This is a genomic window from Pseudoalteromonas sp. SR43-3, from assembly GCF_014163875.1.
GTDB lineage: Bacteria > Pseudomonadota > Gammaproteobacteria > Enterobacterales > Alteromonadaceae > Pseudoalteromonas > Pseudoalteromonas distincta.
In genome coordinates this window covers 157,052-179,324 of the sequence record NZ_JACJEC010000004.1, presented here as the reverse complement: position 1 = coordinate 179,324, position 22,273 = coordinate 157,052, and the positions used below count along the sequence as shown (strand labels likewise).

The following is a 22,273-nucleotide window of genomic DNA, read 5'->3' as shown; positions in this document are numbered from 1 at the left end:
TATAAAAATGAAATCTTTTAAACCCTCTTCTCTTGTTCTATGTAAACTAAATTGCGCAGTTATGGCTGCAATTATGGGGCTATCAGTAAACACAGCTATAGCAGCCGAAGCCGAAGAGCAAGAAATAGAAGAAGTAGTTGCTGTTGGCCAGCGACTAAAAGGTAGTGCAGGCGCAGTACTACAAGAGCGTCAAAATCAGGCATTTGTTGCTGATATTATGGGTGCTGATCAAATATCACGCACAGGTGATGGCGATGCAGCTTCAGCGCTTCGTCGTGTGACTGGTTTAACTTTAGTCGATGGTAAATATATTTATGTTCGTGGTTTGGGTGAACGTTATTCAAGTACCCAACTTAATAGCATGTATGTGCCAAGCCCAGATCCCACTCGATCAGTTGTTCCACTGGATTTATTTCCATCGGATATTATTGAAAGCTTAAGTGTGCAGAAATCGTTTTCTCCTGATATGCCAGCGCACTTTGGTGGTGGTAATGTAAATATACGCACCAAATCTATTCCTTCTGATTTTTTGTTTAAAATACAGTTGGGTACTTCATATAACACCTCTAACAGTGACACCGGTTATTTTTACAGTGGTAGTGATGATGATTGGATGGGGCGCGATGATGGTACACGTGCTTTACCTTCATTAATTTCTACAGCGCTTAAAAGTGATGCAGGACTTGAAGGTGACAGCAGTACTTCGCTTGAGCAGCGTCAAGCGCTCTTACAATCTCTAGATTGGCAAGTTGGACCTACTGAGAAAGACGTTGATCCAGGCATGAATTTTTCAGTAGCACTAGGTGATAGGTTTGAGTCTGAAGTAGGTACTTTTGGCGTTCTTGCAGCTGTTTCCTATGACAATGAATGGGAAGTAGTTAAAGAGCAAAGCGGTACAAATTTAGGTAGTTTGGGCTGCGAAGATAAATGTTTTGCACAAACTTATGATGGCATATCTACTGAACAAACCGTTCGTTGGAGTGGCACATTAAATTTAGGTTATGAATTTAATAATAACCATAAATTTGAACTAACGAATATAGCTCTGCATGATATGAGTGACAGAGTGCGTAATCGTGACTTTTTCGATGCTAACGAGTCAGAAGAAGGTGTTACTGAGTTACGCCGTGTTGACGTTATGTATGAAGAGCGTGAAATGTTCTCTACGCAGCTCAAAGGGACGCATAATTTTCCTGAATTAGAAAATTTATTTTTTGATTGGTATGCAGGTACAAGCCGCGCCAACAGAGATGCTCCAGGTGCGTTAGATGTTGTTTTTCAAACTAACTTAAATGATGGTGTTTTTGAATCAGAGCAGTTACAAGATGTTGCTGCAACAAACGTAACACGTGATTATCAAACTTTGCATGATGACGTAGATACATATGGTTGGAATATGGGCATCCCGTTTTATGGTGATGGCTATGAGTTAGAGCTTAAGGTGGGTGGCGATTTTTCTGAAAAAAAACGTGATGCAAGTAATATTCAATTTGGTATTACGCACCGTGGTATAACAGATGAATATACATTTGGCTCAAACATAGACCAAATTTTTTCTGACGAAAATTTAGCTAATAGTGAGTTTTATACAAGTATTACAGGCTCTGGTATTTTTGATGATGGTACCGCAGATGGTGATAAGTACAGCGCTGCACATAAGTTAGACGCTTATTATTTTATGGCCGACTTTTTCTACGAAAACACATGGCGTATAACCGGTGGTATTCGTTGGGAAGACTTTTCTCAAATATCAGTGCCTTTTCAGGCTCATACTAATTTCTTTGATGGAACAATTGAAGAAGTGAGCGAAGTTGCAATAAAAGAAGATAACTTTTTTCCTTCTTTAGCAATTACTTATATTATGGATGAAGAAATGCAGTTTCGCTTAAACTTAAGTGAAACGACGATTCGCCCAGATATGCGTGATGTAAGCTCAACTTATTATGTTGACCCACTAACAGAGTTTTTAGTGCGAGGCTCGCCTACACTTCAAAGCTCTAAGCTAAAAAATGCTGACTTTAGGTTTGAGTGGTACATGCCTTCAGGAAACAATCTATCAGTTGCTTTGTTTTATAAAGATATTGAAAACCCAATTGAAATGGTTGAGTTAGCGGGTGTTGGTGGAGCTGCTCCGCAATTACTAACAGCAAATGCGCAGTCGGGTGAACTAACAGGTATTGAGGTAGACTTTTTAACTGACTTTAGTTTTATTCATAATGATTTATCTGCCATATTTTTATCAGGTAACGTTACTCTATCGGATTCAAGTGTTGAGCTTGGCATAAACGATGCTGATGGGGTTGATTCATTATTTGAACAACAACTAAAAGAGGCGTTGGAAGCTGACTCTGTTTCTAACATTGTTACTAATAATAAACGTCGTTTAGTTGGTCATTCTGAATGGGTAGCAAACTTACAAATGGGTTATGACTCTGCTGATGGTTTTCATTCTACTTCAGTTGTTTATAACGTGTTTGGGCCGCGCATAATTGTACCAGGTACGCGTGGTAACGAAGACGCAGAAGAAAAGTCATTTCATTCTCTTGATTTAGTTTATTCTTACTTCCCTAACTTTAATACTAAAGTTAATTTTAAAGTTAAAAATATACTTGGCCAAGAAAAAGAAATTGAACAAGAAAACTTAACACTTTGGCGTCAAGAAGAAGGCACTGAGTTTAGTTTAAGCTTTAGCTACGAGTTTTAATTTTCTACCCAAGGAAGGGGGATATAATAAAACCTAATTACCTATTAGCCCTGTATTTAATACAGGGCTTCTTTATGACTATGAAAAATATTTAAGTTCTACTTTATTCACTAGTTTTAGCGCGCTGGTGGTGTTATTTTGACGTTAATGAAAATTAAATCTCACGCAATGAATTTAATTTTTAATGTATTAAGGCATCTTTTATGAATCAAACAGTGGAACAAACAATGAAAAAAGTAGGATTAGTCGGTTGGCGTGGCATGGTTGGCTCTGTGTTATTAGAACGTATGCAGCAGCAAAGTGATTTTGCCCATATCGACACCACCTTTTTCACCACCTCACAAGCGGGTCAACTAGGCCCTGATATAGCAGGCGACGCAAAACCATTGCTAGATGCAAGTGACATTAGCGAACTTGCTAAAATGGATATTATTGTTACTTGCCAAGGCGGTGACTACACCAATGCGGTATATCCAAAATTACGCGAGTCGGGTTGGGATGGTTACTGGATTGATGCAGCTTCAGCACTGCGTATGAGTGAAGACAGCATAATAGTGCTAGATCCCGTAAACAAAGATGTTATTGAACAAGGCTTAGAGCAAGGCGTTAAAACGTTTGTTGGCGGTAACTGTACAGTATCGCTAATGCTACTTGCATTAGGCGGTTTATTTGAGCAAGACCTAATTGAATGGGTAAGCCCAATGACTTACCAAGCGGCCTCTGGTGCTGGTGCGCGAAATATGAAAGAGCTTATTGCACAAATGGGCGCTATTCATGCAAGTGTTGCCGAGCAATTAGATAACCCAAGTTCTGCTATTTTAGAAATTGATAAAATAGTCAGTGAAACAATGGCGTCAAAAGACTTACCACAAGACCAATTTGGTGTGCCATTAGCGGGCAGTTTAATCCCGTGGATTGACGTACCAATGCCAAGCGGTCAGTCTAAAGAAGAGTGGAAAGCGCAAGTAGAAGCCAACAAAATTTTAGGCTCTTCTAAGCAACCAGTGCCAATTGATGGTTTATGTGTTCGTATTGGCGCTATGCGTTGTCATTCGCAAGCGATGACCATTAAATTACGTGAAGATATTAGCGTAGAAAAAATTGAAGAAATTTTAGCGTCTCATAATGAGTGGGTTAAGGTAATTCCAAACGAGCGTGAAATTAGTGCCACAGATTTAACACCGGTTAAAGTAACGGGCACTTTAAGCATTCCTGTTGGCCGTATTCGTAAATTAGCGATGGGACCAAAATACATTAGCGCATTTACAGTAGGCGATCAGCTTTTATGGGGCGCGGCAGAGCCACTTCGTCGTATGCTACGCATAATTGTTGATGGTGAGTGATAAGTAATCAACATTAACAAAAAGGGGTTGGCAATTTGCCAGCCCTTTTTAGTTTAATGGCTTATAAAACCGCTTAAGAGGCTCAAATAATACTTTTTTATGAATGTTCACTGTTGTTTATTATTGAACTTAAGTAAACTGTTTACATTGTGCAACAGCCTATTCAAGTAACATTAATGACCTCTCACATAAATAACTTTGCCAATAAGCGATTAGCATTTGTTAGCTCCTATTTTAGTTCTGCAATTGCTATAAACACGGTTGTTTCTTGTTTTCTTATTTTTAGTAGTATTAACCACAGCGCCTCGCAAGAAAAACTTTACTGGCTTTTTACGTTATCATTTATTTCATTACTTCGAATAGCGAGCCATGTATTTGTTAACAACACCCATGCTTTTAAATATCACCTGTATTTTATAGGTTTATTATTAACGGCTTTAACATGGGCTGCTTTTCCTATTTTGTTTTATGAAAAAATGCAAATGCAGGAGAAGTTTATATCACTCGTTGTTTTTAGCTCCCTTGCTGGTGGCGGTGTAAATGTTTTAGCATCCGATATTCGCTCTTCATTGTCGTATATAACCTGTTTATTGGTTCCTTTTAGTATTTTATTACTTTTACAGCCTATTGAAGATGAGAATGTACTAGGTATTTTAGGGCTCGTTTTATGGTTTATTTTATGCTTTGTCACTGCTGTACGTACTGCAAAAGATGTAAAATTATCAATTAATAATGAACTTAAGTTAGATCAATTTATTGAAAACTTAGAAAATGAAGTGCAACTTCGCACCGAGCAAATAATCCTTTTAGAGCAAAGAGATAACCTCACTAAGTTATTTAACCGTGGTAGTTTTGTTTCTAATGTTGAACTTGATTTAGCCAATCACAATGATGATATTAAAGCCGTTTTATTTTTAGATATGGATGATTTTAAAATCATCAACGATAAATACGGTCACGATTTTGGGGATTTTGTGCTGGCCCAAACAGGTAAACGATTAGTTGAAACACAAACTCAAGGCGATTTTATTGCGTGTAGATGGGGTGGGGATGAGTTTATTTTTTATTCCCGTAATAACACCGAAGACGAACTTTTTGACTGTGTTTTTAGATTAGTTAAAACCTTAACAAAAACAGTGAGTATGGATAGCTATCAAGTAAACCCTTCTTTTAAGGTTGGGCTTTATTTTACGCGTGAAAATTTTAATCTTGAAGACGCGATTAAATACGCTGATGTTGCTATGTATGAAGGTAAGAAAAGCCGTAACGAAATATCGGTATTTGACGAGCGAATGCATGAATCGCTTAAAAGAGAAGAAGTACTTCGTAGCTCAATTAAAGAGTGCGTAGAAAAAGGTGACTTTCATCTTTGTTATCAACCCATTGTTGATATAAGCACAAATGAAATAACCACGTTTGAAGTATTACTTCGTTGGCAATTTAATGATGAATTTATCCCCCCTTCAGAATTTATAGATATTGCAGAGCGATATGGAAAAATTAATATATTAGGTGAGTTTGTACTAGAGCAAGCCATTGCGAGTTTAAGTAAGTTAAATGCGGTTAATAGTAAGATTGGATTGTCGATTAATGTGTCTGTCTTGCAACTAGAAAACCATAATTTTTTAGATTTTTTAGTTGCGCTTTTAAATAGATACGCAGTTAAACCATACAATGTGCATTTAGAAATAACAGAAACAGTCATGATTAAAAATTTACCGTATTTGTCAAAAGTGATTACGGCCATAAAAAATACCGGTGTACGTATCTCTATTGATGATTTTGGTACCGGGTTTTCTTCTATATCGGTTTTAAAAGAGCTGTCAGTTGATTACATTAAAATAGATAAATCTTATATTGATAACATTTGTGAATGCTCAAAAGATAAAAGTATTGTATCTGCGGTAACTAACATGTCGCATATGATAGGTTGCCAAGTAATAGCGGAGGGCGTAGAAAGCCCAGCTCAGTTAACGTTATTACAAAGCTTACAAATTGATAAGTATCAAGGTTTCATATTCAGTAAACCAGTTAGATTTGCCGACGCGCTTAAACTTATTAGTTAGAGCGCTGACTTTTTCACAAAGTTTGTTTATGTAGGGATGATCCAACAGTGCCGTGCGTTTTGCTTAGCGTTTTCATCATGCTTTGTACATAATCCTGCTACTGAAAAATCAGTCGCTAAAGGTCAATACCCCTAGTAATAATGAACTTTTATTAACTTAATGTATTCACATGAGCCACCTGATTACGCCCTTCATTCTTGGCATGGTAGAGTGCTTTATCTGCTTCATTTATTGCACTCTCAATTGTCGTTTTATTACATTTAATATTTATTACGCCAAAACTTGCCGTTACATTAATTACTTTATCGTTAAAATGAATTGGGTAACTGGCCAGTGCACTTCTTAGTTTTTCGGGAAGATCTTTAGCTGACGATTCGTCGTTTCTTGCTATTAATAAAGCAAATTCTTCGCCGCCAATGCGGCCAAATAAATCACATGGGTTTATGCAGTTTTGCATTATTTTTGCAGCTTCTACTAAAACTAAATCACCACCTGCATGTCCAAATTCATCGTTTATTTTTTTAAATTTATCTATATCCCAATAAATTAAGCTGACGTAGTTATAATTATTAAGTTTATCTTTTAGTTGCTCTTGGCTTTTATTATAGAATCCACGCCTATTTAAGCAGCCTGTAAGTTCGTCGCTCATTGCAAGATGGTTCATTTTTTCAGCTAAATCTGATGCCATCATAAATATTATGAATACGGCCATGCCTACATGTGCAGTAGGGACAGTAATAAAATTAATTAATGTATACAGCGCTATATATTCTTCATTTACTTGGCTGCCTTGCAGTAACGCTATGCTTGCTGCAACAAATAAAAGTAATCCACATAGCGTATAAGTAATACTAGCGCCTATTTCGGCAGGAAGTGATTTTTGTTTATGCCTGAAAATAATAACTGCATTGAGTACAAGTAAAATCACATCATAATACACATACAAGGACATAAATAAGCCAACATGCACATATATAGCTGTAAAATAATAGACAGCAGCAAGAGTAACTATTGCTGAGATAATTAAATAGCGAATTTTTATACCCGAGTTTACCCTAATGCAATGCCCCCACGTACCTAGCAGTACTGAACCTACAGAGAAGCTACTTCCTAACATCCAATATAATGTGTTTGAGTTAAATAATGGTTCTGCCAACATTGTTGCCCATTGGCATGCAGAGAATGCAAATGCGATTGTCCAAAGCATGGCATATTGCTTTTTACCTAACGTATACCACGACATTAAAAATATCACAGACCAAATAATACTGGTGAAAAAGAGGGTAACTAATATATAAAAAATAGGATTCATGTATTTTTATTCTTGTTTGCGTTAATTTTACTTTAGTAGATGAAAGCGGTTTATTCGACCTAACGCCGGTTATTAGTTAGCTAAATTGTAAATAGATATGTATGCAATCATTTCTTAAGTTGTGTATTTGAATAGTGGTATATCCCTTGCTGTAATAACTGTTGTTTAGAGCTTTAAGCTTATATGGCTTTGCTTTGTTTATAATTTTATTCCTAACAGGTATTTAAATTACAATTATTAGTAATTTTTACACGTTTATTTATTTGCTTAATTAAAGAATTCAGCTAGGGCTTATTTATTCTTCTAGGTTAAATTTGTAGCTGTACGTTTAGGTTTTAGGTAAAGCAGAGTTTATGTTGTGTGGCTATCTTCATAAGTGCTTTATAAAAATAAATATTAAACATACGCAGCCCTTTATATAGAAAAATTTAACCCTGAAAGGTCAAAAGGCCCCCGTTTTTAGTAAAGGAAATTACAATGCATTTTTCATCCAAAATATTTCACGACAAATACCTTAAAGGTGTAATAGCGCTGGTTGTGTTACTTATACTAACGCGAATAGCCGCGCCTTATGTAGTTCAGCACTACGTAAATTATCAGCTAAAACACACACAAGGTGTTACTGGGCATGTTGGTGACGTAGATTTGTTTTTATATCGCGGTGCCTACGCAATTGACGACGTTGAAATTTATGCTGTTGATGCAACTTCAGCTCCTAAGCCTTTGCTGAGTATTCAAACTCTCGATTTTTCACTTGCGTGGTCAGCCCTTTTAAAAGGGAATTTAGTAACAAACATGGCGTTTACGCGCCCTAAAATAGTTATTTATGATAAAGACCCCAATGCTTCTGAGCAAAATAAACAAGTAAAAGACGAAACTACTTGGGTAGGTCTCGCCAATAATTTAGTACTGTTTTCTATTGATACCTTAACAATTGAGCAAGGCAAGTTAACTTTAGTTAACTCAACGAATAGTGGTGAAAAACCCACTTTTATATCAAATATCAACGCTCGAATTGAAAATATAACCAACGCGCAAAACCTATCAAAAACACTAGTGACTACTCTAAGCGTAGAAGGTGCATTAATGGGGGAGGCCGCATTAAAGTTTGATGGCAAATTAGATCCCTTTAGCAAACAAGCCAATTTTGATTTTAACGCAGAGGTACAGCGTTTCTCTGTTAAAAACCTCGATACTGTATTTAAGGTATACACGCCTTTTGATATTGAAGCGGGTGGCATTGATGGCGCTATGGAATTGGTGGCTAAAGACAATAACTTAAATGGTTATGTAAAAGCGGGCGTTCAAAACTTGAGTGTGTTCTCGTGGCGCGAAGATATAGAAAAAGATGACGATGGAATATTTACGGCCATATTTGAAGGCAGTGTTGATTTACTGGGCTCTATACTCGAAAACGATGAGTCTAAACTTGTTGCTGCACGTATCCCTATAGAGGGGCAATTAGATAATACGGATGTTTCGACTTTTCAAGCTGTGATTTCGGTATTAGAAAACGCATTTTTTGATGCGTTTAAAATGAAAGTAGATAACGTTATTTCTTTTGAAGATACGGATGAAAAATCTGATAACGAGGAGAATTAAAGCTCTTTGGTAATGTTCGTTTTAGTTAAATACTTAAGCTGCACCCACTTTTTAAACTTTAAGTGGGTGCTTTAGTACTTTTCTCAGATTAGTTTTTGCGGTTACTCAATAGCTCTTTAAGCTCAGCAATTTGGGATTGTAGTTCGTTTACTTGCCCTTGCGTTGCAGGTAATGAGTTGTCGTCTGCGAGCTCTTCTCGCGCTTTGCGGTGCTCTTCACTCATTACTTCTAAAATGGCACCTACCATCATATTTAAAAATACAAATGCGGTTAAAAATATAAACGTAAGGTAATAAATCCAGCTTAGTTCGTACACCGCCATTGTTTCATACATTATGTCGGTCCAATCTTCAAATGTTGCCACCCTAAACAGAGTAAGCATGGAGATTGAAACATCTTGCCAAAGTACGGGGTTTATTTCAGCAAACATCATGCTGCCCATTGCAGCGTATATATAAAAAATAACAAACATTAATAGGGCTATATAACCCATTTGTGGAATGGCTTTAAGCAATGAATTAACTAATAAGCGCAGCTCTGGGATCATCGATACCAATCGCAGTACTCTAAATATGCGAAGTAATCGAGCAATTAACATAGTAGAGCCAGCAGCAGGATATAAACTGCCCAATACTATGATGGTGTCGAATATGTTCCATCCTTTAGAAAAAAAATGTTTTATGCCTTTACTTGCAATAAAGCGGATTACTAGTTCAATTAAAAAGAATGCGGTAATGCCAACGTCCATCCAATTTAGAGCAAGCTCTACGGTAGGATGTAGTGAGTAAGTGTGCGCACCTACTGTCAGGGCAGAAACAATAATTACAGCTATAACAAATGATTGAAATATCTTGCTTTTGTCTATACGCTGAAACAACTTTTGTAACTGCGACATCATAGAAATAGATCCTTTGGAGATTAAGATTTTATGGCGCTAATATACAATAATATTGTAATAATTTAACGCTTTTTCGATATAGAAAGTGTAAGGAAATTTAATGTTTATCAATAAACTAAAAAGTAGCGCATTACTTATTGTTGGATTATGTGTTTTAGCAGGTTGTAGCTCTGATGCGCGTTTTCATGAAGTTCAATCGGCGCGCCTTGATGAGTGTAACTATAAAGCTGACAAAGAATATTACGAATGCTTAGATAAACAAGATTCTAACTACGAAGAGTTTAAAAAACAGCAACAAGCAGAAACTAAATAAGTAACCTTTATATTATGACTAAAACTCAAAAGCAGCGCGATAAGCACATTAGACTAGCACTTACTAATGCATGCGAAGCAATAAAAGAAAGCGTAATTGGTTTTGATTATCTAACGCATACCATTGATTTAAATAATGAGGCCAATACGTTAAAAGTACAATGCTATTTTAATGATGATATAGCCCTTGAAAGTGCAAAACCGCAACTTAACGAATTAACAAATATAATACTCAAAGAGCTTACTAGTATTAAGTTGAACGCAAAACCAGCACAGATTTCATTTTCCGCCAATTAACAGAGCTTTTGTTGGTTTGATAGCACATGGACGTTATAATTAGATAAATTATTTTTAGGGTTTAAATTATGGCTGTTCCTACGCGTTCGCAAATTTCACCAGGTACCACAGTAAATATTGTATTAAAAGAAGATCAACGCAGCGGCACATTAACTGAGGGTGTGGTTGAGCGCCTTTTAACAAAATCACCAAATCACCCACACGGCATTAAAGTACGTTTAGAAGATGGTCAAGTTGGCCGAGTAAAAGAGATTTTATAATGGCAGCGTTAACAGAACAGGCTTTTTGGGAATTAGTAACAACGCCTGATTTAGGGCTCGATCCGCAAAGTGTGAGCGATAACCTAAAAACTAAACTTAATGATTTAAGCGATCAGCACCTTATTGATTTTGATAAGCACTTTGGCATACATATGCGCAAGTGTTTTACCTGGGATTTATTTGGTGCCGCTTTTGTGATGGCTGGATGTAACGACGATTACGGTTTTAGCGAGTTTAGATGTTGGTTAATTTCGCGTGGTAAAACAGTTTTCGAAAACGCTTTAGAAAATGCTGATTCGTTAGCGCAGTGTACACCTGTTTATTACTTAAATGAGCAGCCTTACCCGTATATTGATGAGTATGATTTAATAGCCGGTTTATTATTTGAAGAACGCAGCGAAGACGAATTACCGTTTATTCCATCAGGCAGCGATGAACCCAAAGGCAAACGTTTTAAAGACAAACCTAAGTTTTTAAAGCAAAGCTACCCGTTATTATTTGCAAAGTACTGGCAATAAAATAAATAGTAATTTGTGCGCTATTTAAACAATTTAATGAGTTTAATTTCCCTACAAGTAAGCGCATTGATATAAATCGTTTTGTTGTTTAAGTACGTATTAACTAAAGTACTTAACAGCAAAATGGTTTGTAATGCAGTATCTAGGATGAATCTTTGTGGATTTAAATGTGTTCAATCTAAGGGATTTATTTGTGGCACGAGGTTTGTAACCTAATGGGATCGGTAATTGCTCTTGCGTTATCTTACTGGCTTACACACATGAAAGAATCAGTATAGTCGAGCAAAGCTACCTTAGCTGCTCGTGTCTTAGTTCCTGAATACGACTTCTCTCCTTTTATAGTAAATCTCTGTTATAGTTGTTAAAAGTTATAAAAGCTAGGTGATTAGGCATTTTGCTATTATTTAACACGCTGACTCACGAGGATACACCCACGAAATGAAATATTTAACACTCGCTTTATTAACTGTCGCTTTTACAAGTGCAAATGCTTTTTCTGAGCCGAGTAATAAAACACGATTTATACCGCTTTTAAAGTCAAAATTTGGAGCCTACGAAGTTGTGTCGAGCAACTCAGGGTTATGCGTTAACAGCAATTTGAGTTTGACAGATGAAAGTGATTTAAGTGCTGGTTTTAAACTTGGTGAGCAAATTGTATTTGGATCGCTCCACAATGGTACCCGAACCATTAAAAAACCAAACTTTTGCTTTATAACCAGCACTCTTAAATATAAAAGTGATGGCCTTGAAAACGGCTTAAGAATGAGCCGTTGTGAAAGCCCTGCAAACGAAAAAACAATCAGTCAAAGTATCAAATTTTTAGCTGATAACACACTCAAATACACATTGAGCGAACCCAATGTAGAGTGCACATTTAAAAAAGCTGATGAGAGTAAATAAAGCATCTAGTAAGTAGTAAGTAGCAAATCATTCGCAGTATATTTTAGGGATATCGCGCCAACGCGTAGTGTACTGCGGCGACAAAAAATCACGGTTCATGTGCCACCGGTCATTTAATTTACTACTTGCAAGGCTTAGCATTCCTTTTCCGTATCGATTGTTAATTGTGTCTAAGCATTGCATAAGTTTCGGATTATCAGGGCTTTTATTAAATAAGTCATTTTGCTGAAACTGTTCTGATATTAGCTCTACCGCACCCACACCACATTTATAAAACCGTATACCGGGTTGGTAAATCTTATTAAATACCTCAGATACAGCATTAGCCATCACGCAGGTGTCGTTAGTGGGTGAGGGGAACTTATAAACAAAAGACTTTTTATAATATTTATTTTCGTGCGCGCCACTGGCTGCAAAAATATAAAGCTGGTGAGTGAGCGAGTGTTGCGCTCTTAATTTATTAGCCACTGTGGTTACATGGTTAATTAGCGCTGTTTTAAGTGCTGTTGGCTCACATATGCGCTCTCCAAAACTACGGGTTGAATAAATCTCCCGCTTATCTTGTCGTACATCATCCCAGTTTAAACATGTTATTCCGTTAAGCTCGCTTACTGTACGTTCAACCACCACACTAAATGCACGGCGCATTGCTCTAGGGTTTTGCTGAGCAAGATCCCAGGCGGTGTGTATATTCATTATTTTAAGCTTTTTAGCTAGCCGCCGACCTATTCCCCACACATCTTCGCAGCTCATTCTTTGTAAAATAGCTTGGCGAGTTTGTTCGCTATTTATTACAGCTACACCATTAAAACCACTGAGCTTTTTAGCGGCATGGTTAGCGGCTTTTGCTAAAGTAGGAGTCGGGCCAAAACCTACACCTACAGGAAGCTTTGTTTCGCGCCATACTGTGCGCCTTATTGTATGACCGTATTCATGCCAGTCTTTAATTAATGATGTGTAGCCATCAAAGTGCAAAAACGATTCATCAATACTGTATATGTGCTGTGTATCGCAAAAGCGAGCGATGATATTCATCATTTTGTCGCTTAAATCAGCATAAAGCTCGTAATTGCTAGAGCGAATAACAACGTTGTTTTGCTCAAGTAAATGCTTAACTTTAAAGTACGGGCCAAATTTAGGAATATTTAAGCGCCGAGCAATAGGGCAAATAGCGCATACACAGCCATCGTTATTGGTAAGTACAACCACGGGTTTTGATCGAATAGCAGGGTCAAATACTTTTTCGGCGCTGGCATAAAACGACACAGCATCAACTAAGGCATACATTTTAGTAACTCTGGGCTTTGCCTGTGCATTCTTATTGATAGCGTTACTACGCCTTCGAGCTGAAACTCGTCTGCAGAGGTGAGTTGTACAGGCTTATGTAAAGAAGACGCTGAAAGCAGCCGTGCATTGGTTTTATCAAGCAGTTTGCATACAAAAAGACCATTTAAGTTAGCAACAATAACGTCACCATTTTCTGCAGGCTCTGCACGGTCGATAACTAATAAGTCCCCTTCAAAAATTCCGACTTCTTGCATAGAGTTGCCCGATGCTAGGCCAATAAAGGTAGCATTTGGGTGCTTTATTAAAAGCTCATCAAGGGTTACACCTAGCTCGGTGTACTGCGCTGCGGGCGATTCAAAACCACACACGCCTGCTTCTATATAAATGGGAATGACAAACATAACACAACCTAAAACGCATATACTGTATAAGTGTACAGTATATGCGTTTTGTGTAAGTTATGCCAAGAAATGTATAACCGATCAATCCATATTTTTGATCATTTGCTGTGCGATATCTAAAAAGTCTTTGATTTGCTGAGGTTTTAAGTTTTTACACATTTGATTATTTATTTTCTGCTCTGAGGCTAATAACTTATCAAAAAGAACTTTGCCTTGCTCTGTGAGCGACAAAATAAAGCAGCGCTTATCGTGCTCACTTGCCTGTTTATTTATTAAATTTAAGCCAATAAGATCTTTAATTAAACGTGCTATTTGCGCTTTGTCGCGCTGCGTTTTAGTAACAATATCGTTAGCCGTACAGTTATTTACGTTCGCGATAATATGTATGCAGCGTACGTGCATAGCATTTATACCAAGTTCGCCTGCGTTAATTGCTTCACGAATTGTGACGCGGTAATTTTGCATCAATTCAAACAGCGTATTTGATAAAGGTGTATTCATAAAACTCTCAATGTAGTTGACAAAGTCAATTAACTTGTTATAGTTGATTTTATCAACCAATGGGGCGTTGTGCAATGTCTGCTTTTATAGCAGCTAATTATTATACCAATCTGCTTATATATGGGGTCTATTTAAGGTTAAGAAAATTACGCTAGAACTAGGCTAAAATTTTTGTATCTAGTTGTTCTAAATAAAAAATTTTAACAACGTTATAGTGAAATTTAATTAATTAAATTGATCAAAGATTTATGCAAGTTGGTATTAAAGTCCAAGTTTTGTAAAATGAGGTAATGTATGGGTAAACAAATTCGCAAAGCTAACATATTAAGTACGCAGCAAATCACACCACATCTACAACGCATTGTTGTAGGCTCTGATGATTTTAACGACTTAACCTCACAGCACATTGGTAACTATGTAAAAGTACTGATCCCAAAAAATGGTGAAGTAGATTTTAACTTAAAAACAGCGTGTATGCGATCTTACACAATAAGGCATGTAGATGCACAAACAGGCGCGTTAACACTTGATTTTGTTATAAATATGCACCAAGGTCCGGCAACTGACTGGGCTAAAATTGCAAAAGTAGGTGATGAGGTAGGTATTGCAGGCCCAGGCCCTAAAAAGCTAGATAATTATGGGCATTCGCATTATGTGTTGTTAGGGGATTTAACTTCGGTAAATGCAATAAAGGGGTATATACAGCAATTACCTTTATTTTCAAAAATTGATGCCTTTGTACATGCGCCCACTGAGCAAGACATTATTGATTTAGAAACAAGCCGCGATGTTAATTGGCTTGTTACCGACAACGCTGACGAAGCGCTACTAAGCGCGCTTCAAAATTTGCACATTACAGCAGAGCCTCCTATTGTATTTATGGCATTGGAAGCTGGGCTTGTTCGTAAAGCAAAAGCACTGCTAACAGAGCAATTTAATATACCACGCGGTAATATTGTTTCCTCAGGGTATTGGAAAAAAGGCGTGGATTCAGAAGGCTATAAAAAGCTGCGCCAACGTGATGCACAGCTTGCTTGAATACCTTAGAGCAAAATAACATATACCTATTTTGCTCTAATACCACTGCGTAACTTGAATTGACCTAATAGGAGACCCATTTAAGTGTTTTATGCTAATGATGTAATACATTGTTAGCATGCATTTTTAGGAGCTGCTATTTTGTTAAATTCCATTCCTTTTTCGTTATTAGAACTTGCCCCCATGATCAAAGGGGACAGCGTTACTAACACTCTTCATAAAAGTACTAAATACGCTCAACGTGCTGATGAGCTTGGCTTTAACCGTTTTTGGCTTGCTGAGCATCATAATATGCCAGGTATAATTTGTGCGGCCACTTCAATTTTGGTTGGTCACATTGCAGGTAATACCAAAAAGATACGCGTTGGGTCAGGCGGTATTATGCTGCCAAACCACTCCCCATTAGTTGTTGCTGAACAATTTGGTACATTAGAGAGCTTATATCCAGGGCGAATAGATTTAGGGCTAGGGCGTGCCCCAGGTAGCGATCCTGTAACGAGTCGTGCATTAAACAACGATATGAGCCGCGCAGAAAATTTCCCAGGTGAGGTAACTGAACTGCAAACATTGTTAGGTCCTTACAATGGTACGCATCCTATACGTGCTATACCGGGGGAGGACACAAACGTTCCGATTTGGTTATTAGGCTCGAGTTTATTTAGCGCGCAACTAGCGGCGCAAAAAGGGTTACCGTATGTATTTGCAGGGCATTTTGCACCGCGCTTTGTGCACGATGCAATAGCGTTGTATAAGCGCGAATTTAAAGCATCAAGCGTACTTGATAAGCCATACGTAATGCTTGCACTGCCTTTAGTGGCTGCAGATACCGACGATGAAGCGCAATATTTATCGACTACTTCTAAGCAACGTGTACTCGAACTTATACGCGGTAATGAGCTGTGGCTAAAACCGCCTGTTGAAAGCATGGACGGGTTGTGGAGCGAACAAGAACGCGCTCATGTAGAGAACTTTTTAAGTCTAAGCGTAGTAGGCGGACATGTAAGTATTAAACACAAGTTAGAGATGATAGCTAAACAGCTAGAAGTGGATGAGTTTATATTTACCAATGATGTATTCGATAGTGAAAAACGCCACCGTGCACTCGAAATTTTAATGGAAATAAAACACTAAAATATAGTTAGTTAAGCAAGCGTACACTCTGGGCTTGTTAATATACAGACATCATCAAAAGTTAAACTTTTTTAACTTATTTTATTAACTTTAAGTGATGTCTGTATTTGTTATTTAAATATTCAAAGTAAATTTGATTGCTATTTTTAGTAAATATTTTGCTTTATATACCGTTCTGTTTTTTCAATTGAACTGATTTAAACAATCAATTTTAAGATATCACTTTTGTTTTTTATAATGTAGCTATTAAACCAGACATCATAAAATTAAAGGCAGGTACACCGTGAACTCTCTAAACACCGCAACAGCTAATTCAGTTAACAAAACAGCGCAGCCAAAAGTTGCTCTGATTGCTGAAGGTGGCGGGCAGCGAGGGATATTCACAGCTGGCGTACTTGATGCTTGGTTAGAGCAAAGCTATGACCCTTTTGATTTATTCATTGGTACTTCAGCGGGTTCGCAAAACTTAACTAGCTACTTAGCGCGCCAAAAAGGCTACGCTAAACGCCTGATCAGAGGGCTTTCGCGTAATAAGCGTTTTTTTCAGCTTGGTCGTGGATTAGTGGGTAAGCATATAGTTGATTTAGATTGGTACTTTGACAAAACCACTGAAGTAAACAGAGCTATAGATTTCAAAACAGCGAAAACTAGTTTAGGTGAGCGTGAACTACTTATAACAGCCACAAATGCACGAGACAGAAAAGCTTATTACTTATCGCCTACAGGTGATAGTGGTCAATGGCGTGATTTGTTAAAGGCTTCTAGCGCACTTCCGTTTTTATACAAACAAGGTGTAAAGTTAACACCTTGGTTAAACGCAAAAGCAGCGAATGAAACACATATTGTTGAAGAGCAAGCACAGAGCGATTTTTATCTAGACGGCGGTTTAGCCGCTCCACTCCCCGTGCGTGAGGCTTACAACCGAGGTGCTCGTAAAATTGTTGTAATAAGAACGGTTGACGCTAATTTTCAAGCGCAATCTGCATGGGTACAAAAGCTAAGAACATTTGCTATAGCATCGGGCTATTGTCCAAAAACATTAGACTACTTAATACAGCACGAGAAGGCTTATTTAGATGAGCTTGAGTTTATTGCAAATCCACCAGATGATGTAGAAATAATCCAAATTTTTGCAAACGAAAAACTGCATAGCAAATTATTAGGTAGTTCTAATAACGATTTACGTTTTGATCATAAATTAGGCTTAGCTGCAGGTCGGTCTTATTTAGCGCAGCAAAGCCAATTTGAGATCAGCAATACGCATAACTATACGCAAAGCGAATATAGTTACAATTAAACCAAATTCTTATACCTAGATTGCAAATAGTACTGCAACTTAAAATTGCAGTACTATTCTTCATTTAAATGACACCCACCTAAATTTGTATGTTTATTAAACCCTAGATTCTGGCGCTTCAATTCTTTAAAACTATAAATGGGTGTCATTCTAAATTTTTAAATTAGCTAAAATTATTGTGAACACTTAAATAATATAAATGGGTGTCATTTTAAACCTAAAAATAAACCTAAGTTGATGAGAGTAATATGCTCGTTTCACTATTTAAAATACCGTCTATTTCTCTTACTTGCCTAAGTACTCCATCAAACTCACTTAAATTCGCGGCCTGTATCTCTGCTACCAAATCCCAAGCACCATTGGTAGTGTGCAATTTTGTAAGTTCGGGTATACCACGCATAGTTTTAATAACTTGAGAAGTTGATTTACCAATCACTTCCACCATCATAATTGCACGAACGGCTTCGGTTTCTATGTGTTCATGCACTCTTATAGTAAACCCCAAAATAGCGCCTGAACTCACTAATCGATCTAATCTATTTTGCACTGTCCCGCGTGACACATTTAAAGAACTTGCTAAAGCAGAGATAGAGGCGCGACCGTCTTTTCGTAATTCAGCAATTAAAGCGTTATCAAGGGAATCGTAAATATAAGGAGTCATAAATCAAACCTTTTAGAGCATGGCCTACTAAAATACACAATTTGTATATACCTGCATAGCAAAGTGATAAAAATTAATAAAGTTTGTATAACTAATTGCCATATTAAATAGCATGCGGCCTCGCTAAACTTGTTTTAAATTAACTAATACATTTATTTAAGAGGTTTCAACATGAGTCATTTTATAGCACAGCCAAAACAAGGCGTTCCGTTTGTTAGCGTTCAGGCAATGGCTAAGCTTATAAATAGCTTAGGTATCGAAAACGTTTTGTTAGAGCTAACACATAAATTAGAAACCGACTTTGCCCGTTGGAAAGAGTTTGATAAATCACCTCGCTATGCAGCACACTCACCAGAGGGTGTAATAGAGCTAATGCCTGTGAGTGATGGCCAGATGTTCAGCTGTAAATATGTAAACGGTCACCCAAAAAACACCTTTCGAGAACTTCAAACAGTCGCTGCATTTGGTATTTTAGCCGATGTAGATAGTGGTTATCCGGTAATGATCAGCGAAATGTGCCTACTAACAGCGCTACGTACAGCGGCTACATCGGCGCTGGTGGCTAAGTATTTAGCACCAAAAAACTCAACAACACTTACATTAATTGGTAATGGGGCACAGTCTGAGTTTCAGGCACTGGCATTTAAAGCTGTATTGGGCATAACACATATTCGTTTATACGATATAGATGCAAACGCGTCTAAAAAAGCATTTACTAATTTAAGTGCTTACGGGTTAAACGTAACTATTTGTAATAGCGCACAGGAAGCTGTGCAAGGTGCGCACGTTATTACAACCTGCACTGCCGATAAAACCAATGCTACAATTTTAACAAACGACATGATCCCACAAGGTGTGCACATTAATGCCATAGGTGGCGATTGCCCAGGTAAAACAGAGTTAGATGCTAAATTACTCGAGCGCGCTAATGTATTTGTAGAGTACGAGCCACAAACTCGAATAGAGGGCGAAATACAACAAATGAGTGAAAGCTTTGTTGTAACTGAGTTTCATAAAGTCGTTAATAAGCAATCGCTTGGCCGTACTAGCCAAGACGAATTAACTATTTTTGATGGTGTAGGCTTTGCGAGCGAAGACTTTACAGCGCTTGTATTTATACGCGATCAACTTATTAAAAGCGGTGAATTTACATTGCTCGATTTAATTACACAGCAAGCCGATCCGCGCAACTTGTTTTCGGTACTTAATACAGAGCAAACATCAGCACAAGAGCACGTAGCATGAGCCACGTAAATCAAGCTCCGAGTGCGGTTGTTATGGTACGTCCGCATCACTTTACGTCTAACCCACAAACAATGCTCGACAATGCTTTTCAAAGTGAATGCTTAGCACCAAATCAAAGTGAACAAGCATATAGCGAAGTCACAAATGCAGTAAAATTATTAAAAAATGAAGGGGTAAAAGTTCACCTTTTTGAAGATGAGCAAACACAGACTCCCGACTCTGTGTTTCCAAATAATTGGTTTTCTACTCATCAAAGTGGGGAATTAATAATCTACCCAATGTTTGTAGAAAACAGAAGGTTAGAATATCGAAAAGATATTATTGATTTTTTAACGGATCACTATAAAGTGACGGTTGTGACTGATTATGCGCATTTAGCGAAAGAAAATTCATTCCTAGAAGGCACGGGCTCACTGGTTCTCGATCATCAATATAAACTGGCTTATGCAGCAAAATCTAAAAGAACAACTCAATCGGTTGTTAATACAGTTTGTAATTTGCTCGCATTAAAACCCGTTATATTTAATGCATATGATGAAAAAGGTACAGCGGTATATCACACTAATGTATTAATGTGCGTTGCAACTGAGTTTGTAATGGTTGGCTTAAACATGGTGCCAAGTGAGGAGCGTAAAGCGCTAGTTACTCATTTTTTACAAAGCCACCACGAAGTAATTGATTTATCACTCGATCAAATTAATAACTTTTGTGGCAATGCTATTGAGCTACAAGGTAAAAATGGTCGTATTTTAGCCTTATCGCAAACTGCGTTTAATGCACTTACACCGGCACAAATAACAGTTATACAAAAAACGGCTAAGCTTGTGCCATTACCAATACCTACTATTGAGTCGGCTGGTGGCTCAGTTAGGTGCATGATTGCAGGAGTTCATTTGCAAAATAAATAATGTATAGTTTTAAGGCAGCTTAGCTGCCTTATTTGCATTAAATTTTTAGTCGATGTCGTAAGCAAATGCCGTTATACCCAAAAAAGGGTATTAATATAAAAAATATAAGAAGGAATTAGCAATGTTCGATACCGTCGTCAAAAGCGTAAACAACCTTTTGTGGGGAGAAGGTCAGGTACTTATTTATATACTCTTGTTTACAGGGATATGGTTTTCAGTACGACTAAAAGCAATTCAAATACTTAAATTTAAACATATGTTTAGCCTTTTAAAAGGCAGTAGCAAATGTAAAAAAGACGACATTTCATCATTCCAAGCATTGTGTACAGGGCTTTGCGCACGAGTAGGCACTGGTAATTTAGCCGGTGTGGCTGTGGCAATTTCACTTGGCGGCAGCGGTGCAATATTTTGGATGTGGGTAATAGCCATATTGGGTATGGCTACAGGCTTTGCCGAAAGTGTACTTGGGCAAGTATATAAAGTGCGCGATAGTGGCGGCGAGTTTAGAGGGGGCCCTGCGTATTATATTCAACAAGGTTTGGGTAGCCGGGCGTTTGCAATTGTGTTTGCTGCGTGTTTGTTTTTAGGTTACGGCTTTACGTTTAGCGCAATGCAAACGAACACAATTACCGACGCACTTAATTACGCGTTTGAAGTTCCTACATTTTATTCAGGCCTGGTTATTACCGTGCTAGCCGGCTCAATTATACTCGGTGGCTTTAAAGCAATTGCCCGGTTTGCAGAGCGTGTTGTACCAATAATGGGCATTGTGTTTGTACTTGCTGCGGTAATTATTACGATTATAAATTTCACGCAAGTACCCGCCATGCTTAAAGATATATTTTTATCAGCGTTTGGTTTACAAGAAGCAGGCGCCGGTGCAATGGGCGCTGCCATTAAAAACGGTATTCAACGTGGTTTATATTCTAATGAGGCCGGTGCAGGTAGTGTGCCGCATGCTTCAGCAAGTGCCAGCCCTATTCCTAATCACCCTGTAACGCAAGGTTACATACAAATGCTAGGCGTATTTTTCGATACAATCGTACTGTGTAGCTGTACCGCGGTGATCATTTTATTAGCCGATATAGACATAAGCGGCGAAATGGAAGGCATTCGTTTAACACAAAGCGCCATGACTGCTCACTTAGCACAAGGTGGTGTTTATTTTGTCGCAGCTGCTATTACCTTATTTGCTTTTACATCGGTGGTGGCAAATTACGCCTATGCAGAGAGCAACTTGCACTTATTTAAGCTCGACAACAAAGTAGGGCGTGGCATTTACACTTTGCTTTATTTATCAATGATGTTGTGGGGCGCGTCGGCCACATTAAAAGAAGTATGGGATTTAGCCGATATTGCCTTAGGGTTAATGACAGTGGTTAACGTTATCGCTATTATACTGTTAACGCCGACTATTTTGTCTGTTACGAGCGATTACCACGCACAAAGAGACAAAGGTTTAGAGCCCGAATTTAAAGTAAAAGATGTAAAGGTACAGGGCAAATGCGAAGACGGCATTTGGGATTAACTCACGTATTTTAAGCACACTTAACTATAAAAAGCGGTTTTATGTCAACATAAAGCCGCTTTTT

The 22,273-nt window shown here is 37.7% G+C and carries 21 protein-coding genes; 15 read left to right on the top strand and 6 right to left on the bottom strand.

Going from position 1 to position 22,273, the window contains the following annotated elements:
• Positions 1-7 precede the first annotated feature (7 nt).
• The 3 genes from H5088_RS07210 (at position 8) to H5088_RS07200 (ending at position 6,113) form a co-directional block, all read left to right on the top strand.
• Positions 8-2,704: a TonB-dependent receptor domain-containing protein gene (locus tag H5088_RS07210; protein WP_182752556.1), complete on the top strand. Its 2,697-nt coding sequence runs from the start codon at positions 8-10 to the stop codon at positions 2,702-2,704.
• Between the two features lie 203 nt (positions 2,705-2,907).
• Positions 2,908-4,047, top strand: a complete 1,140-nt coding sequence (asd, locus tag H5088_RS07205; RefSeq protein ID WP_004334779.1) for an aspartate-semialdehyde dehydrogenase — start codon at positions 2,908-2,910, stop codon at positions 4,045-4,047.
• A gap of 176 nt (positions 4,048-4,223) precedes the next feature.
• A complete protein-coding gene (locus H5088_RS07200) occupies positions 4,224-6,113 on the top strand; it encodes a bifunctional diguanylate cyclase/phosphodiesterase (protein ID WP_220488843.1) in 1,890 nt (629 codons plus the stop codon).
• 151 nt (positions 6,114-6,264) lie between these two features.
• Here the strand turns inward: H5088_RS07200 and H5088_RS07195 are convergent, their stop codons facing one another.
• Positions 6,265-7,356, bottom strand: a complete 1,092-nt coding sequence (locus tag H5088_RS07195) for a GGDEF domain-containing protein (protein WP_259398098.1) — start codon at positions 7,354-7,356, stop codon at positions 6,265-6,267.
• A 546-nt stretch (positions 7,357-7,902) separates the two neighbouring features.
• Between H5088_RS07195 and H5088_RS07190 the strand changes: the two genes are divergently transcribed.
• A complete protein-coding gene (locus H5088_RS07190; protein ID WP_024597577.1) occupies positions 7,903-9,027 on the top strand; it encodes a DUF748 domain-containing protein in 1,125 nt (374 codons plus the stop codon).
• A gap of 88 nt (positions 9,028-9,115) precedes the next feature.
• On the opposite strand, the gene H5088_RS07185 is transcribed toward H5088_RS07190, so the two are convergent.
• Complete coding sequence (locus H5088_RS07185; protein ID WP_182752554.1) at positions 9,116-9,925, bottom strand: ion transporter; 810 nt, start codon at positions 9,923-9,925, stop codon at positions 9,116-9,118.
• Between the two features lie 100 nt (positions 9,926-10,025).
• On the opposite strand from H5088_RS07185, the gene H5088_RS07180 reads away from it, so the two are divergent.
• The 5 genes from H5088_RS07180 (at position 10,026) to H5088_RS07160 (ending at position 12,212) form a co-directional block, all read left to right on the top strand.
• A complete protein-coding gene (locus H5088_RS07180; protein WP_007583226.1) occupies positions 10,026-10,238 on the top strand; it encodes a hypothetical protein in 213 nt (70 codons plus the stop codon).
• A 14-nt stretch (positions 10,239-10,252) separates the two neighbouring features.
• The gene (locus tag H5088_RS07175) at positions 10,253-10,534 is read left to right on the top strand and encodes a hypothetical protein (RefSeq protein WP_076924672.1); all 282 of its coding nucleotides are present in this window, start codon (positions 10,253-10,255) and stop codon (positions 10,532-10,534) included.
• A 68-nt stretch (positions 10,535-10,602) separates the two neighbouring features.
• Complete coding sequence (locus H5088_RS07170) at positions 10,603-10,794, top strand: YwbE family protein (RefSeq protein WP_007583223.1); 192 nt, start codon at positions 10,603-10,605, stop codon at positions 10,792-10,794.
• Entirely contained in the window at positions 10,794-11,312 is a 519-nt protein-coding gene (locus tag H5088_RS07165; protein ID WP_024598177.1) for a DUF4240 domain-containing protein, read from the top strand. The genes H5088_RS07170 and H5088_RS07165 overlap by 1 nt, the downstream gene beginning before the upstream one ends.
• 438 nt (positions 11,313-11,750) lie before the next feature.
• Positions 11,751-12,212: a hypothetical protein gene (locus H5088_RS07160; RefSeq protein ID WP_182752553.1), complete on the top strand. Its 462-nt coding sequence runs from the start codon at positions 11,751-11,753 to the stop codon at positions 12,210-12,212.
• A gap of 27 nt (positions 12,213-12,239) precedes the next feature.
• Here the strand turns inward: H5088_RS07160 and H5088_RS07155 are convergent, their stop codons facing one another.
• The 3 genes from H5088_RS07155 to H5088_RS07145 all read right to left on the bottom strand — a co-directional run bounded on the left by H5088_RS07155 (position 12,240) and on the right by H5088_RS07145 (position 14,401).
• Positions 12,240-13,499 carry a Y-family DNA polymerase gene (locus tag H5088_RS07155; protein ID WP_024597582.1) on the bottom strand — a complete coding sequence of 420 codons (1,260 nt, stop codon included), beginning with the start codon at positions 13,497-13,499 and terminating at the stop codon, positions 12,240-12,242.
• Positions 13,487-13,900, bottom strand: a complete 414-nt coding sequence (locus H5088_RS07150) for a S24 family peptidase (RefSeq protein ID WP_004334808.1) — start codon at positions 13,898-13,900, stop codon at positions 13,487-13,489. The genes H5088_RS07155 and H5088_RS07150 overlap by 13 nt, the downstream gene beginning before the upstream one ends.
• Before the next feature lie 81 nt (positions 13,901-13,981).
• Entirely contained in the window at positions 13,982-14,401 is a 420-nt protein-coding gene (locus H5088_RS07145; protein WP_024597583.1) for a MarR family winged helix-turn-helix transcriptional regulator, read from the bottom strand.
• A 294-nt stretch (positions 14,402-14,695) separates the two neighbouring features.
• Between H5088_RS07145 and H5088_RS07140 the strand changes: the two genes are divergently transcribed.
• From H5088_RS07140 to H5088_RS07130, 3 genes are all read left to right on the top strand, one after another.
• On the top strand, positions 14,696-15,439 hold the full coding sequence (locus H5088_RS07140; RefSeq protein WP_182752552.1) for a siderophore-interacting protein: 744 nt from the start codon (positions 14,696-14,698) through the stop codon (positions 15,437-15,439).
• A 141-nt stretch (positions 15,440-15,580) separates the two neighbouring features.
• Positions 15,581-16,570, top strand: a complete 990-nt coding sequence (locus H5088_RS07135) for an LLM class flavin-dependent oxidoreductase (RefSeq protein WP_007583209.1) — start codon at positions 15,581-15,583, stop codon at positions 16,568-16,570.
• A 283-nt stretch (positions 16,571-16,853) separates the two neighbouring features.
• Positions 16,854-17,867 carry a patatin family protein gene (locus H5088_RS07130; RefSeq protein ID WP_182752551.1) on the top strand — a complete coding sequence of 338 codons (1,014 nt, stop codon included), beginning with the start codon at positions 16,854-16,856 and terminating at the stop codon, positions 17,865-17,867.
• A gap of 229 nt (positions 17,868-18,096) precedes the next feature.
• Here the strand turns inward: H5088_RS07130 and H5088_RS07125 are convergent, their stop codons facing one another.
• Positions 18,097-18,528 carry an Lrp/AsnC family transcriptional regulator gene (locus tag H5088_RS07125; RefSeq protein ID WP_004334897.1) on the bottom strand — a complete coding sequence of 144 codons (432 nt, stop codon included), beginning with the start codon at positions 18,526-18,528 and terminating at the stop codon, positions 18,097-18,099.
• A gap of 171 nt (positions 18,529-18,699) precedes the next feature.
• Between H5088_RS07125 and H5088_RS07120 the strand changes: the two genes are divergently transcribed.
• From H5088_RS07120 to H5088_RS07110, 3 genes are all read left to right on the top strand, one after another.
• Positions 18,700-19,773, top strand: coding sequence for an ornithine cyclodeaminase (locus tag H5088_RS07120; protein ID WP_024597587.1), 1,074 nt, complete (start codon positions 18,700-18,702; stop codon positions 19,771-19,773).
• Entirely contained in the window at positions 19,770-20,681 is a 912-nt protein-coding gene (gene ctlX / locus H5088_RS07115; RefSeq protein ID WP_024597588.1) for a citrulline utilization hydrolase CtlX, read from the top strand. The genes H5088_RS07120 and ctlX overlap by 4 nt, the downstream gene beginning before the upstream one ends.
• Positions 20,682-20,802: 121 nt before the next feature.
• Positions 20,803-22,209 (top strand): sodium:alanine symporter family protein, encoded by a 1,407-nt coding sequence (locus H5088_RS07110; RefSeq protein WP_076924661.1) that lies wholly within the window; start codon positions 20,803-20,805, stop codon positions 22,207-22,209.
• Positions 22,210-22,273: the final 64 nt, after the last annotated feature.